The organism is Peribacillus sp. NJ11, from assembly GCF_030348405.1.
Classification (GTDB): domain Bacteria; phylum Bacillota; class Bacilli; order Bacillales; family DSM-1321; genus Peribacillus.
Genome location: NZ_JAUCFO010000001.1, coordinates 160,905 through 175,186 on the forward strand (window position 1 = coordinate 160,905; position 14,282 = coordinate 175,186).

13 protein-coding genes are annotated in these 14,282 nt (G+C 40.7%); 7 read left to right on the plus strand and 6 right to left on the minus strand.

Annotated elements, in window-relative coordinates:
- Nucleotides 1-245 precede the first annotated feature (245 nt).
- From QUF86_RS00810 to QUF86_RS00820, 4 genes are all read left to right on the plus strand, one after another.
- Nucleotides 246-1,811 carry an MDR family MFS transporter gene (locus QUF86_RS00810; RefSeq protein WP_289323901.1) on the plus strand — a complete coding sequence of 522 codons (1,566 nt, stop codon included), beginning with the start codon at nucleotides 246-248 and terminating at the stop codon, nucleotides 1,809-1,811.
- 110 nt (nucleotides 1,812-1,921) lie between these two features.
- Nucleotides 1,922-2,554, plus strand: a complete 633-nt coding sequence (locus QUF86_RS00815; protein ID WP_289333327.1) for a DNA-3-methyladenine glycosylase — start codon at nucleotides 1,922-1,924, stop codon at nucleotides 2,552-2,554.
- A gap of 150 nt (nucleotides 2,555-2,704) precedes the next feature.
- Complete coding sequence (locus tag QUF86_RS28565) at nucleotides 2,705-2,926, plus strand: TIGR03943 family putative permease subunit (RefSeq protein ID WP_353957689.1); 222 nt, start codon at nucleotides 2,705-2,707, stop codon at nucleotides 2,924-2,926.
- 270 nt (nucleotides 2,927-3,196) lie between these two features.
- On the plus strand, nucleotides 3,197-4,375 hold the full coding sequence (locus tag QUF86_RS00820; RefSeq protein ID WP_289333328.1) for a C40 family peptidase: 1,179 nt from the start codon (nucleotides 3,197-3,199) through the stop codon (nucleotides 4,373-4,375).
- A 282-nt stretch (nucleotides 4,376-4,657) separates the two neighbouring features.
- On the opposite strand, the gene QUF86_RS00825 is transcribed toward QUF86_RS00820, so the two are convergent.
- Both QUF86_RS00825 and QUF86_RS00830 read right to left on the minus strand, forming a co-directional pair.
- On the minus strand, nucleotides 4,658-4,861 hold the full coding sequence (locus tag QUF86_RS00825) for a hypothetical protein (RefSeq protein WP_289317740.1): 204 nt from the start codon (nucleotides 4,859-4,861) through the stop codon (nucleotides 4,658-4,660).
- 674 nt (nucleotides 4,862-5,535) lie between these two features.
- Nucleotides 5,536-7,209 carry an alpha-keto acid decarboxylase family protein gene (locus QUF86_RS00830; RefSeq protein WP_289333329.1) on the minus strand — a complete coding sequence of 558 codons (1,674 nt, stop codon included), beginning with the start codon at nucleotides 7,207-7,209 and terminating at the stop codon, nucleotides 5,536-5,538.
- Nucleotides 7,210-7,581: 372 nt separating this feature from the next.
- Here QUF86_RS00830 and QUF86_RS00835 point away from each other — a divergent pair, with 372 nt between their 5' ends.
- The gene (locus tag QUF86_RS00835) at nucleotides 7,582-8,985 is read left to right on the plus strand and encodes a sigma-54 interaction domain-containing protein (protein ID WP_289318470.1); all 1,404 of its coding nucleotides are present in this window, start codon (nucleotides 7,582-7,584) and stop codon (nucleotides 8,983-8,985) included.
- Nucleotides 8,986-9,060: 75 nt separating this feature from the next.
- Here QUF86_RS00835 and cobT read toward each other — a convergent pair whose 3' ends face one another.
- From cobT to QUF86_RS00855, 4 genes are all read right to left on the minus strand, one after another.
- The gene (gene cobT, locus QUF86_RS00840) at nucleotides 9,061-10,107 is read right to left on the minus strand and encodes a nicotinate-nucleotide--dimethylbenzimidazole phosphoribosyltransferase (RefSeq protein WP_289333330.1); all 1,047 of its coding nucleotides are present in this window, start codon (nucleotides 10,105-10,107) and stop codon (nucleotides 9,061-9,063) included.
- A 127-nt stretch (nucleotides 10,108-10,234) separates the two neighbouring features.
- Complete coding sequence (gene lepB, locus QUF86_RS00845) at nucleotides 10,235-10,783, minus strand: signal peptidase I (protein WP_289317743.1); 549 nt, start codon at nucleotides 10,781-10,783, stop codon at nucleotides 10,235-10,237.
- 269 nt (nucleotides 10,784-11,052) lie between these two features.
- Nucleotides 11,053-11,760, minus strand: coding sequence for a nitroreductase family protein (locus tag QUF86_RS00850; protein ID WP_289333331.1), 708 nt, complete (start codon nucleotides 11,758-11,760; stop codon nucleotides 11,053-11,055).
- A gap of 114 nt (nucleotides 11,761-11,874) precedes the next feature.
- Nucleotides 11,875-12,291, minus strand: a complete 417-nt coding sequence (locus QUF86_RS00855) for an RrF2 family transcriptional regulator (protein ID WP_289317745.1) — start codon at nucleotides 12,289-12,291, stop codon at nucleotides 11,875-11,877.
- Between the two features lie 313 nt (nucleotides 12,292-12,604).
- Between QUF86_RS00855 and QUF86_RS00860 the strand changes: the two genes are divergently transcribed.
- Together QUF86_RS00860 and QUF86_RS00865 are read left to right on the plus strand one after the other, a co-directional pair.
- A complete protein-coding gene (locus QUF86_RS00860) occupies nucleotides 12,605-13,570 on the plus strand; it encodes a bile acid:sodium symporter family protein (RefSeq protein ID WP_289318471.1) in 966 nt (321 codons plus the stop codon).
- Nucleotides 13,571-13,686: 116 nt separating this feature from the next.
- Nucleotides 13,687-14,232: an NADPH-dependent FMN reductase gene (locus QUF86_RS00865; protein ID WP_289333332.1), complete on the plus strand. Its 546-nt coding sequence runs from the start codon at nucleotides 13,687-13,689 to the stop codon at nucleotides 14,230-14,232.
- Nucleotides 14,233-14,282 lie beyond the last annotated feature (50 nt).

The following is a 14,282-nucleotide window of genomic DNA, read 5'->3' on the forward strand; positions in this document are numbered from 1 at the left end:
TATTCCTTCTTATTATAACTAATATGGTAAATGGAAACACGCTGGGGATATTAATCAGGAAGGATTTAGTGGTTTCTGGTCGAATTAATAAGTTTATATGAGATCTACCTTTCGAAAACATTCCTTCATGCAATTGAATTTTTTACAGAAAAAACGTTGACTAAATGGTCATTCCGGATTTATAATTTTGACCTATTAGTCACAAATCGAGTAAAGGAATAAAGTTCGAAGAATGGAGAAATGGTATGCAAATGGATAAAAAAGCGGTCAATACCAAGCTTGTCTTAACAGGATTGATCATTGGAATGTTTTTCAGTTCGTTGGAACAGACGATAGTCGGGACGGCAATGCCGACGATTATCGGGGAATTGAATGGCTTTACCATCTTTGCATGGGTAACGACTGCCTATTTAATAGCCTCAACTACTGTTGTACCGATTGTTGGAAAGCTATCTGATTTATATGGCAGACGCTCCCTATATCTGCTTGGTACGATCATTTTTACAATCGGCTCGTTTTTATGTGCTACTGCCACTTCGATGGAGCAATTGATCATCTACAGGGGGCTGCAGGGAATCGGCGGCGGAATGATCATGCCCTTATCCCAAACGATAATTGGCGATATATTCTCTGCAGAACAAAGGGCTAAATGGCAGGGTGTATTTGGAGCCCTTTTTGGTTTAAGTTCTGTCATTGGTCCTTTTCTGGGCGGCCTGATCGTTGACCATATCAGCTGGCATTGGATCTTCCTGATCAATGTACCGACGGGTTTACTATCCGCCATTTTGATTTATGTAGGGTTGAAACATGAAGCCATAAGAAAAACGGAGAAAGTGAATATTGATTATTTAGGGATTTTCACCTTGACTCCTGGTATTGTCCTGTTACTGCTGGGCTTGACCTTTGGTGGTGATAAGTTCGAATGGTTATCACTGGAATCTCTCTTGATTTTTGGCAGCACCCTTGTCTTCATTGCCCTTTTCATCATTTTTGAAAGAAAAGCAGTTGAACCGATCCTTGATTTATCCCTTTTTAAAAATAGGGTTTTTGCCACCACGAATATTTTGGGATTCTTGCTGGGCCTCGGAATGTTCGGGGCAATCATGTTCGTTCCGCTGTTCATGCAAGGCGTACTGGGAGTTTCACCAACAAAAGCGGGGTCGACCATGACTCCGATGATGATCGGTATGATTCTTTCCAGCGTCGTTGGCGGGCGGTTACTGTTGAAATTCCGTTTTCGTACCGTGCTTACCTTTGGCATGGCCTTTGCGACGCTCGGCTTTTTCCTAATGAGTACGATGGACGGCAGTACGACTATATTCACTGCGTACTCATTCATGGCCATCCTTGGAATAGGTATGGGTCTTGTCATGCCGACATTGATGATTGCCGTTCAAAACGAATTTCCAAAATCCCAGCTAGGGTCGGTTACAGCTGCTTCGACATTCTTCCGATCAATAGGGGGAACGATGGGCATCACGATTTTGAATGCCGTCATGAACCATAATCTCCAGCAAAATATGGATGACGCGGTTGTAAGCCAAAAGGACCCTATATTGCATGAGGCACTGAAAGCATTAGCCGATAAAACGGATGCGTTATTCAACATCATGCTTTATCCGGAAAACCTTAAAATGCCGGCAGAAGTCAGCAATGTCCTTGTAAAAACGATTGAAAATGCTTGGATCGATGCATTCTCCAGTGTTTTCATCACCGGTATCTTTTTTGTTTCCGCAGGGATACTAGTGGCACTTTCCGTGGGTTCGGGCCGAATCAAAAGAGATCAAGAAACGGAAAAAGAATTAGGCTAAAAATATGCTCGGGACCGGCTGATATAATCAGCCGGCCTTTTTAATCCCTTCATGTTTCTTTTTCATTGATAAGGGAATTTTACCTGTATGAGACTAAATGGAGTGATACTATGAACAAGATAAACCATTCAATTTTACCTGCGGATTTTTATCGGCAGCCCACGCTTGACCTGGCAAAATCCCTTCTTGGCTGCCTGATTGTAAAAGAAACAGCGGATGGAACCGCTTCTGGATTCATTGTTGAAACAGAGGCCTATATGGGACCTGGGGACAGGGCCGCACATAGTTTTGGAAATAGAAGGACAAAACGGACGGAAGTGATGTTCGGAAATTCCGGTTTGATATATACATACGTCATGCACACACATACACTGGTCAATGTCGTAAGCGGCGGACCTGAAAATCCGGAGGCCATTTTAATCCGGGCGATTGAACCCTATTCAGGGCTCGAGTTAATGCATGAAAGACGCGGAAATGCCGATATACGAAAATGGACCGATGGACCAGGGAAGCTAACCAAGGCACTAGGCATCACCATGGATGATTATGGTCGATCTTTTACGGTTCCTCCGCTTTACCTTGCTGCCGGAAAGCAGCCTGAACACATATCCAGCGGCCCCCGCGTCGGAATTGACAACTCCGGTGAAGCAAAAGATTATCCGTGGCGTTTTTGGGTTACCGGCAACCCGTTCATATCTCGCAAGAACCTAATTAATAAAGGGGGACCGAAAAAAACCGAGTGACCTTATCCCCTCTAAGTAAGCAGTATAAAAGGCTACAGGTAACAGGCCTCTTATTGCCTGTTGCCACAATGGACTCCAATAGCGTAGAAAAAAAAGGATTTCATTTCCCGGTGGTATGATGACTCGGATGAATATAGCCAGCATCAATTTCTGCAGCCGGATACAAGTCTTTATTATGGCAAGGATGACTATTTAACTCTAATGGATCACTCTCTCCAAAGCTTGGTTGAACGTGATAGTCTTCATTTAACCGATAAAAACTATCTTAATGATTTAGAAGCCATCTATTACTCTTCTGGAAAGTTCTCCGGCAAACAAATTACGTTAACCGGGTTTTCGTACAATATTAAAAAATTAATCATGAAAAGGTAAGGATATGTTATTCTTACCTTTCTTTTTTATTACCTCAAAACTTCCATTTTATGAAATGCTCTTTTAGACTAGTTATCTCTTTATGCGAAATTAAAGATATGGGCCTCTTACTCCCCACTTGAATCCACTAGATGTGACAGTTCTACAAAATAACCTGAAAAATGAAGAAAAAGTTGAATTTTATTTATATGGGTCATGTTTTTTATATGCCTTACCTTTATAATATAAATGCTACATATTTTTTTACCACATCAGGAGGAACTTTCCTAAATGAACAATTCGAAAAACTCTTTCATTCTTGCAGGAACTATTATAGGTACCCTTATCGCCGGCACCTCTGCTTATGCTGGTTCTTATCAAGTTAAATCAGGGGACACCCTTGATAAAATCTCTAAAGCTAATCATACAACTGTGCAACAATTAAAATCTCAAAACCATTTGACTAGTAACCTTATTTTTCCCGGCCAAGTCTTGAAGGTTAATACCCAGACTAAAAATATAGATAAAACCGAAAAATATGTGGTTAAACTGGGGGATTCTTTATCCAAAATTGCAAAAAAATATAACCTTTCCCTTAGTGCCCTGCTAAAGTTAAACACTAATATTTCTAATTCGGATCGCATTTATATTGGCCAATCCATCCGGGTTTCCGGACAAGCACCTGCATCCAGCTCTACGGCTAAAAACAGTCAATCTAATGCTACATATACAGTCAAATCCGGGGACACCCTGGACAAAATTGCCAGAGTCAATAATATGACTATCAAACAATTAAAGTCTAAAAACCATTTGACTGGCACTCTTATTTTTCCCGGTCAAGTCTTGAAGGTCAATACCCTTAACAATTATACGAGTACGAATAATAGTAAAAATAAAACAGATGTATATGTGGTTAAACTAGGGGATTCCTTATCGACTATCGCTAAACGATATAATCTTTCCCTTAGTGCCTTACTTAAAATTAACCCTAATATTTCCAATTCAGATCGTATTCGTATAGGCCAATCCATCCGTGTTTCTGGGAAAGCCTCGGCATCTGCAACTAAAAAACCGTCCAATTCGACTTATTCTTCCAAAGCGGATCAAGTTTTGGCAGCTGGCGCTAAATACATGGGAGCCAAGTATGTTTACGGTGCAAGCACTTCACGCACTGACGTATTTGATTGCTCTTCATTCACATTAAGGGCATTCCAAAGTGCAGGTGTTTCCTTACCTCGAAATTCAGTGGCACAATCACACGTTGGTACAGCTGTATCTTCGAAATCCCTCCAAAAAGGGGATTTAGTATTTTTTGATACCAATAATGATGGTGTAATCAATCATGTGGGAATTTATGCCGGTAATGGTCAAATGCTGAATGCTTCCACATCTAAAGGTGTGTCCTACGCTAACATTAACAATTCTTACTGGGGACCTAGCTTTGTAAAGGCAGTCCGAGTTCTTAACTAAATAACGATATGACAACAAACAATTTTTGGCTATAAAATTAACTAAAGAGCAAAAAAGCGTGTATTGATAAAATATCATACATGCTTTTTTGCGTATTATCATGTCAAATAGCCGCCAACTGGTGTTATGGCTTATACCCCTTCTCATTATCTTTTTTGAATCCATCATCACTCTCGCATTAACCTTTGCATCTCCATAATCGCATAATTAAGTTGTTTACTGATACGGACTCCTTCCAAGCTTGATAATTCCTTTACTTCAGCTATTTCATCCTTTTTTTTTCTATGATAGGCCATCGTTTGTTGTAATAACCAGGCTTTTCTTAATAACATTCTCATCACCTGCCTGTCTTGTTAGATGTTTTTCCTGCATTTCCACTTGCTTTTTTTGAACTTTTTCTTCAATAAGATCTATGAACAACTGATTATTGCTGAGATTTTCTTTATTTGACTCTATAAACCGCGCTAATGATACATTTTTACGCATTTTTGTGCCCCCTTATCTACAGAAATAGCCAGCTTTAAAAAGAATGGTTTTCTCTACTTAGGAAAAATATATTCCCTATTACTTCGTGACATTTTCATAATACTCTTAATTTAAAAATTCTTGGTTTCAATTTTGAAATGTCAGTGACCAATACTGGTATTATCATGACTGATATATTCTGTTTACTTTTTGAACTCGCCATTCTTGTCCTTGATAGGGCTAAACACGGGTAAATATAGTAAGCCCCAATACCTCCGGAGGAAATTCACTGACAATTCTCATTTATACTCGAAAAATTCAATTCTAAACACTTTCCAGTATCGACTTTCCCAACAAAAAAAGGCCTCCATCACAGAAGACCTTTCGGACTGTAGACTAATAAGAAGAGCAGGTTTGCCTACAGTTTTTTTCTTTTAAAAAAGTTCCAGCTGATTTCAGAAATCCGCTCCCTTTCCGCCGGCTGTCTTCCAAGCCCCCTCGCTGAAAGCGCCTGTGGGGTCTCGGCTAGCCAGTTTCCCCGCAGGAGTGTCGCAAATTTCTTCAATCTAGTGAGGTTTCATAAAACAGTAAAAACCCATAAAGTATAACCTAGTCTTAATCAGGTGTGGTGATACACTTACGAACCCATTTTGTCGGCAAACTGAAAAGCCTTCAATACAAAAGGCCTTTTGGCATTACTTTTGTTTCTCTTGCTTTTCAAGATACTGCCTTATTTTTTGCAAATAATCCGGTGCATCCATTTGATTTTTCACTACCAATTCTATAAGGCAAAGTTTCTCGGCGTTCATATCCTGAGCATTTGTGATGGCATCATCCAGTTCACCATTCGTCTCGACTCGTGCTGTGAATGCCTCCTGACCAAACGCTTCAGCCAGTTTTGTATAATCCCACTCTGGTATCTCGTTGTATTTCTGTTTTTCTATATCGACCTTTACGTTTAAGAATTTTTCTATCGTATAGCCGTTATTGTTGAGGATGAACACGATGGGCTTGCAGCCGTTCTCCAGCATCGAGCTTATTTCCTGTACTGTCAGCTGTATCGAGCCGTCACCGGTAAACAAAAGAACACGTCTGTTTTTATCCGCTATACAAGCCCCGAAAGCGGCGGGAGTCGCATATCCGATGCTCTGCCAGCCTCCCTGTGCAATATAGGTCGCCCCTTTCGGCAATCTGACCTGTGACATGCCATAAGAGAATGTTCCTGTTTCCGTGACCACAATGTCATTTTCCTTCAACATTTGCTGAATCCGTGGATAATAGGAAGCCGCTTCCAGTTGTGCTGATGGGTCTTCAACCATTGTGTCATACGGAAACGAGATGGTTCCAACAGATTCGTTCTGCCGGTAACCGATGTCCTGGAGGGCATTTAGAATTTCCTCAGCCCTGACATTCATATAACTGGCTTCTCCCACTTTTAATGTGTCAGGTTGAATTTCCACCATTTTCAGCGGGTTAAGCTTTGCTGTCCCTTTGGAAGTATTTACGTCTGACCAAACAGCACCAACGGCTATGATGAAATCCGCTTCTTCAACAGTCTGAGTTACAGCCTTACTTCCGAAAGCTCCGCCGTATACACCAATATACTGGGGATGACTCTCATCAAATCCGCCTTTCCCCTGCATTAACGAAGCAACTGGAACATTTAACCGCTCAGCGAGCTTCAGTACGGGTTTCTGCAGGTTATAACGAAGTGTTTTTACGTCGACAAGCAGAACCGCTTTGTTTACATGTTCTAACATTCCTTTTATATGCTCCATTGCTGACTGCAACGCACCGACATTCGTTTTGGCCATATTTTCTGAAGTCTCGCTGTGAGAAAGCAACGGTTTTGTTACGAGATCTATAGCCACTACCAAATAAACGGGCTTTTTCTTTTCTTTCGCGATTCTGATTGCAGCCGGTATCTCCCTAGCTGCGTTTTCTGGTGTAAGAATTGCCGTATAACTGGTGATATGCTCATAAACCTTACGGAAAACATCAAAATCTCCATCCATTAACGTATGATGGGCAAGCTCCTTCTCCTGTTGCATCATGGACTTTGGCGAGCCGACAATATGTATGAGCGGCACATTTTCACTGTACGCACCAGCGATTGCATTACATGCGCTCATTTCACCGACACCAAAAGTGGTGATCAGTGCCGACATGCCCTTCACCCGGGCATAGGCATCCGCTGCATAACCAGCATTGAGTTCATTTCGTCCATTAATGAACTCAATCCCATCGTAATCTTCCAAAGTATCTAGCAATGAGAAATTATAGTCTCCGGGCACACCAAAAATCTCTGTAATGCCCTCTGCTTTTAAGCAATTGTATAAAAATCGTCCCAAGGTTCTGTTCCCAGCCAAGTCAATCACTCCTCCAATCGATTCATCTCTACTACTTTATTTATACCCAAACATAAGTAGGTTAACCGTATAAAAAAAGAGCGGGCTTCGCTTATCTATTACTCTATTCAACACTTTGATTGAAGTTAGTGAAATCAACAAGGAATGGCGGTGACCACCCAAAGGGAAGAGGATGTTTTTAAAAGTGTTAAAGAAAATTTATGATTATCAACCATTCCAAAACAATCTACTACATCGGAGCGATTGTATACATTAAAATTGCCAATTTCTAAAAAATGATTCAATTCCAAATCAAAATGTCTGAAAATTCTTGATTTCACCACTATTTTTGATTTATATTTGAATCAATCGAAAAAACAAACAAGGGGGAAAATGATGAGTGATAACAATGTGAAAAGAGTTTTGGAAACGATCATCAGCACATCGAATAATAATATTACCGTGACCGATGAAAAAGGATTCATTTTATTTACGAATCCTAACCATTGGTGGATTTATGGAATTGAACCCGACCATTATCTTGGAAAATCCGTTTACCAGCTAGAAACGGAAGGAATTCTTTCACCTTCGATTTCCGCCATGGTATTGAAAGAGAAAACACCTGTCCAGATCATGCAGCATACGAAGACGGGAAAAATCGTCATGTCGACTGCCTATCCCATCTTTGATGATGATGGTGAATTGATTCGTGTCGTCAGTTATGCTCAAGATCAAACTGAAATCAGGAACCTCCAGGATCAGTACGGTCAATTGGAGAAAAAGATTCAAGAATATCAATCGGAGGTCGAGGAACTTAGGGAACAGGAAGAGCTGATCTATCGCAGCAAGGAAATGCGGCAAATCGCCAAAACGATACTCCGTGTTTCCAAAACGGATGCCACCGTCATGCTTCTTGGGGAATCGGGTGTGGGTAAGAGCGTCTTCGCCCGCCGGCTACATAATCAGAGTTACCGCAGCAAAGAGCCATTCATCGAAGTTAACTGCAGTACCATTCCAGAAAGTCTCTTTGAATCTGAAATGTTTGGATACGAGGCGGGATCCTTCACCGGTGCGCAAAAACATGGGAAGCAAGGGCTGATTGAACAGGCAGATAACGGAACCTTATTTCTGGATGAAATCGGGGAGCTACCCCTGGATATGCAAGTGAAATTATTAAATGTCCTGCAAGAGAAGACTTTTAAAAGAGTGGGAGGAAAAAAAGAGCATAAGATAGATTTCCGGCTTGTGACAGCAACCAATCAAAACCTTGAGGAAATGGTCGAAAAGGGAACTTTCAGGCTCGATTTGTATTACCGCTTAAATGTAATTCCCGTCCAAATACCGCCTTTACGAGAAAGAAAAGAAGATATTGCCATCTTGATCAATCATAATCTCGAAATCATCAACAAGAAATACAAGACAGATAAGAAATTGCACCCTTCCACTTACGAAATCCTTATTCAGCATAAATGGTCAGGGAACGTTCGTGAATTGGAAAATCTGATTGAACGGCTCATTTTGACCTCGGAAGACTCCATCATTTTCCCAGGCTTCCTCCCCTCCCATTTCCATGGACAAGAATCTTTGGAGAAAAAAGATGATACCCTAATGATCGAACATATGATGGTTGATGATCGTGATCTCAATACCGCTCTCGAACAAGTGGAGAAATGGATGATGATGAAAGCGAGTAAACAATGTAAATCCACATATGAAATGGCTAAATTCTTAGGTATCAGCCAGCCTTCCGTCGTTAGGAAAATGAAGAAATATAAAGGTCAACTACCCATTAAGTAAAAGAATATTTCACTGCAATCTCCCCTTTTGAGCATATAAGAAATAGGAGACCTTCACATGAAGGTCTCCTATTTCTTATTTATTTGACACGCCTGCGGATTCAAATGTTGCCATTTCTTTTACCACCAATGTCGCTGCCTTAAGGATGGGGTATGCCACTGCGGCCCCTGTTCCTTCTCCGATTCTCATTCCTAAATCAAGGATAGGCTCCTTACCAAGCAATTCTATGGCCGTTCTATGACCTGGTTCTGCAGATCGATGTCCAATGAACATATAATCGGCTGCACGTCCGGAAAAAAGGTTGGCCAATACAGCAGCTGTGGTTGTAATGAAACCATCAACAAGAATGGGGATACGGTCATTCGCTGCAGCAAGCATGGCCCCTGTCATACCTGCAATTTCGAATCCACCGATTTTCATCAAAATATTGATTGGGTCATCAGGATTAGGTTTTCTTAATGAAATGGCTTCTTCAATTATTCTTTGCTTATGTAAAATGCCTTCAGACTTCAATCCTGTTCCCTGTCCCACTAGCGACTCGACACTTTTTCCGCTTACGACGGAGATGATGGCAGAACTGGATGTCGTATTTCCGATTCCCATTTCACCAAGAATCAGGCAATTAACTCCACGGGCAATCATTTTCTGTGCACGGTCATATCCAATTTCAAGCGCTTGAATTACTTCTTCCTTTGTCATCGCATCTTCTTTATAAAAGTTTCTAGTTCCATTGCGGACTTTTCTCGAAGTTAACCCCGGTGCTTTGATATCTGAATCGATCCCAATATCGACAATGTCCAAGCAAGCATCTATCGCGCGGCTGAATACATTGATGGCTGCTCCGTCATTCAGGAAATTGAGCGCCATTTGTTCCGTCACTTCTTTTGGATAAGCCGAAACCCCTTCTTCAGTAATTCCATGATCGGCTGCAAACACGATCACCCCCGGTTTCGAAATGTCCGGAAAGGCCTCTCCTGTCATCTTGGCCAATTCGATTATCCATTCCTCAAGCCGTCCTAAGCTCCCCTGAGGAACAGTCAGCGAATCGACATGACCTTTTACCTGCCGTCCCATTTCTACATCCAGCATCGGGATGGAAATCGCGGCCAAACCCTTCGTCATATTAAAAACCTCCATTAATCAAAAATGAAAAACCTTAACCATCGGAAAAGGTTCTTATCAATCATCTGCTATAAATACAACTTAGTCCATATAATTATCCCCTAAGCTTTCTCTCACTCGGATTCATTTATCTCGGCACCCCTATTTCATTTAATGGGTAGATACGAAACTTCACTTTCCCCACAAGTGATTCCTCCGAAATAAAACCAAATCTCCTTCCATCCCAGCTGTTCCTTCGATTATCCCCCATGACAAATAAATGACCAACAGGTACTTTGGATTTCCCAAGTAAATCATTCAGGGTGAAATTCTCCGTCAGATTTTCTTCAGGTGGAATTTCCTCCTTTTTTGTTTTCAAATATGGTTCTGTATACTTTTTCCCATTGATAAATAGGACATCATCTTTCATTTCAACACTGTCACCCGGTAAACCGATCACCCTTTTTATATACTTCTCATCCGCGTCCGGAGCATAAAATACGACCATATCGAAGCGTTCCGGCATTCCGACTTTAGTTACCACGATCCGGTCATCATTTTCATAAGTCGGCTCCATTGATTCACCTTTGACTGTGACTGGCGTAAATAAAAACTGTTGGCAAATGAACACGATCAGTAAAGCGAATAAGATAGATTTCAACCACGAGAACACTTCACTTTTCACTTCATTCTTCATAAGGGCTCCCTCCCATCCATTGTGAACGGCTAATATTGGCACGCAGCGTCAAGACCAATTCTTTAGCTCTTTTAATCCCTTAATGCTGAGCGGTCGGTGATTTTAGAGGAGATATCCAAAAAGAAATATATGGAAAAATTGTAACATATCCATTAATCGCTTGCGAGAATTAATCATTTTTATTAACAGGAGCGCAGAGCAACTCTAATACAGAAAAAAGGATAGCGAATTTCAGCTATCCTGGCTCCAAAAACCTTATATTATGAACCTTAGTATTTATTCCAAGTCAATATAGAATCGAGTGTCAAACGGACTTTTTCAAATCCTGCTTTAGTCCCTTTCCCAATGGAGATTAACATGACGGGTTTGAAGTTTTCCGGTACATTGAATGCATCAACAAATTGGGCTTCATCGAACCCTCCCATTGGTACTGTATCGTAACCTTTTGCTTTTGCAGCTAACATGATCTGCATGGAAACCAAGCCACCGTCAATCATAGCTACACTTAAAGCCTTTTCAGCAGAAAAGTTACCGTAATTATGCATGATTGAGGCTACATATGGCTCTTTTATTTCATTCTTCATGATCCCCTTATTTACTAATTCACCATAAATGCGCTCTGCATTTTTGTAACCTTCTATATCAGCTAAAACGGCAATGACAGCAGAGGCATCAACAATTTGTTGTTGGTTATTTGCGATGGGCAGCAATTCTTGTTGGGTTTGCTTATCTTGAATCACAAGGAATCTCCATGGCTGCAAGTTGGAAGAAGACGGTGCTTGAATCGCAATATCCAGGATTTCACGAATTTCTTCTTCAGTCATCACGTATTCAGCATCGTATTGGCGAACAGATCTCCGTTCTTTTGCTACCGTAGTGAAGTCTGTATCAGTAAGGACCTTCGGCTTTTCAAGCGGTATATTCAATTCTTTCGATTTATTTAGGTACTCTTCTTTACTCATTGTATTTTTTGTCATTTGTAATGACCTCCATTTAACTGTGTTTACTACAGAAACAGTATATAACGCATACTGTTCTTTTGTCAAATACAGTTAAAAAAAAACGAAACCCTGTTAGTTTCGTTTTTCACATTAAGATTTTGTTAGTAAATCAGCAATCGTCTTCTTCTCCAAGCCCTGTATTATCCAGCTCTCCATCTCGTTTTTCAAACCGCATAAAGCTTCACGAGAAGATGGTTGAAAGCACTTTTTATCATTTACATCTAGGAAGCCTTTTGAAAAAGGTTCGGATTTAATTGCAGAGTATATATCCGCAAGTATGATTTGATCGGGATTTTTGGCAAGCGAATATCCTCCATCCCTGCCTTCCTTCGCTTGAATCAGCCCTGCCTTCACTAAATTACTTAATATTTTTCTAAGAAAACCCGACTCCGAATCAAGCTTATCGGCCAATTTAGTACTATTGCATAATCCATCATGATCAGCAAGTACAAGCAGAGATTGTACTGCAAGACTAAACCACATTATACTGGAAACCTTTTCTGACATTACTTTCACCTCACCTCTACTTTAAACTATTTTTCAATGAATATACAACGCTGCATCGAACAATCCTGCCTAATCTCCTTTTAATGAAGATTCATCTGAGAAAGCCTGCAGCTCTTTTTGGATCGATGGGAGTTCCAGCGCAGTGATAGTATATTAATAGGAACGAAGAATCTCCCACTAGACCTACCCTTCCAATAATGGTTTTCGCCATTCCAGGCAAAAATAAATAAACAAATTGTTTGTCTTACAATATATCTTTTTTGGAATATGGTAAACTTACTTAATAGAATTTTGCTTAGGAAGTGGATGAATGATGCTGAAGTTAATAAATGAACAAATGGATAAAATTATGCCTCTCATCACGCCGATAAGCGTGGTTATTGGCATCTTGTTGGCCGAACATCTAATGGATTACACCTTTCTTGTTCCATGGATATTTGCCTTCATTACATTTTCCGGAAGTTTAGGCTCCAACTTTAAATCTCTGCAACGGGCAGTCACCCACCCTTTTCCTGTATTCATCGTATTGATCATCCTCCACATACTTATGCCTATTTGGGCCTTTTGTCTCGGCCATTTAGTGTTTCATGGTGATGCTTTCACGATTACCGGCTTAGTGCTGGCTGTAGTGATTCCAACCGGTGTCACCAGTATGATTTGGGTATCGATGTATAAAGGGAATGCCGCACTTGCCCTAACCATCATCTTAATCGACACCCTTCTCTCACCATTCATCGTTCCTTACAGTGTTTCCCTCTTTGGAGGCGGTTCAATCGAAATGGATTCGGGGCCGATGGTGAAAGGATTGATCGGGATGGTCGTTCTTCCGTCCATTCTTGCCATGTTCTTGAATCAGATTACAAAAGGGAAGATACCATATATACTATCCCCCCGCTTAGCTCCATTTTCCAAGATAAGCGTTGGAATCGTAGTCATATTGAACAGTTCAAAAATTGCGCCCTATTTAACACATTTCGACAAGAAATTAATGATCATGTCCTTCTTGGTTTTGTTCATCGCTGCTTCAGGCTATGCCCTTTCTTGGATGGTCGGTGCATGTTTAAAATGGGAAAAGGGGGACATCATCACCTTGACATTTACAGGCGGTATGCGAAATATCAGTGCAGGAGCCGTTCTTGCAACCACCTATTTTCCTGCTGCCGTCGCGGTACCAGTTGTACTTGGCATGCTGTTTCAACAAATGCTTGCTTCCTTTTTTGGCTATGTAATGGAGAAGCATTACCATCACGGTGTGAATGAGGGGCGATCCGCCGAATGATTATTTCCTAAGCATCCTTTTTCCCTTTCATTTACATTCCAATTATAATAGGTAAGTGGAACATTTTTACATGATTATCCATTATCCATTACAAATTATAATTGGAGGTATTGAAGATGAAAGTTGTTGCAATAGTGGGAAGTATCCGTAAAGAATCTTACAACCTTAAGCTTGCCAAATATATTCAAACTAGATATCAAGATCGGTTTGAACTCGAAATCTTAAACATTCGGGATTTACCTTTTTATGATCAAGATATTGAAAATGATCCTCCATTAGTTGTAAAAGAATTTAAGAACAAAGTGGCCGAAGCAGATGCAGTCTTGTGGGTAACACCAGAATACAATGGTACGATTCCAGGTGTATTGGGCAATGCAATCGATTGGTTATCACGTGTCGATAAAGTCTTGATTGGCAAACCTTCATGGATCATGGGTGCATCAATGGGGCAATTAGGTACGGTTAAAGCTCAATTGCATTTGCGTGAAATATTATTCGCATTAGGCATCTCCTCTCCACTCCTTCCCGGGAATGAAGTATATGTTGGAGCCGTTCATGACAAAATCGATAACGAAGGCAGTCTTACACATGAGTCGACTGTCCAGTTTATAGATACTGTCGTCGATAACTTCATTAGCTGGTATAATCATCATACTCGTTAATGCTTTTTAACAAGAATCCCAGCAGGATTGACCCTGCTGGGATTCTTGCT

Coding starts and splice junctions, on each gene's coding strand:
- QUF86_RS00810 (WP_289323901.1), top strand. CDS start 246: ATGCAAATGGATAAAAAAGCGGTCAATACCAAGCTTGTCTTAACAGGA.
- QUF86_RS00815 (WP_289333327.1), top strand. CDS start 1,922: ATGAACAAGATAAACCATTCAATTTTACCTGCGGATTTTTATCGGCAG.
- QUF86_RS00820 (WP_289333328.1), top strand. CDS start 3,197: ATGAACAATTCGAAAAACTCTTTCATTCTTGCAGGAACTATTATAGGT.
- QUF86_RS00825 (WP_289317740.1), bottom strand. CDS start 4,861: ATGCGTAAAAATGTATCATTAGCGCGGTTTATAGAGTCAAATAAAGAA.
- QUF86_RS00835 (WP_289318470.1), top strand. CDS start 7,582: ATGATGAGTGATAACAATGTGAAAAGAGTTTTGGAAACGATCATCAGC.
- cobT (WP_289333330.1), bottom strand. CDS start 10,107: ATGACGAAGGGTTTGGCCGCGATTTCCATCCCGATGCTGGATGTAGAA.
- lepB (WP_289317743.1), bottom strand. CDS start 10,783: ATGAAGAATGAAGTGAAAAGTGAAGTGTTCTCGTGGTTGAAATCTATC.
- QUF86_RS00850 (WP_289333331.1), bottom strand. CDS start 11,760: ATGACAAAAAATACAATGAGTAAAGAAGAGTACCTAAATAAATCGAAA.
- QUF86_RS00855 (WP_289317745.1), bottom strand. CDS start 12,291: ATGTCAGAAAAGGTTTCCAGTATAATGTGGTTTAGTCTTGCAGTACAA.
- QUF86_RS00860 (WP_289318471.1), top strand. CDS start 12,605: ATGCTGAAGTTAATAAATGAACAAATGGATAAAATTATGCCTCTCATC.
- QUF86_RS00865 (WP_289333332.1), top strand. CDS start 13,687: ATGAAAGTTGTTGCAATAGTGGGAAGTATCCGTAAAGAATCTTACAAC.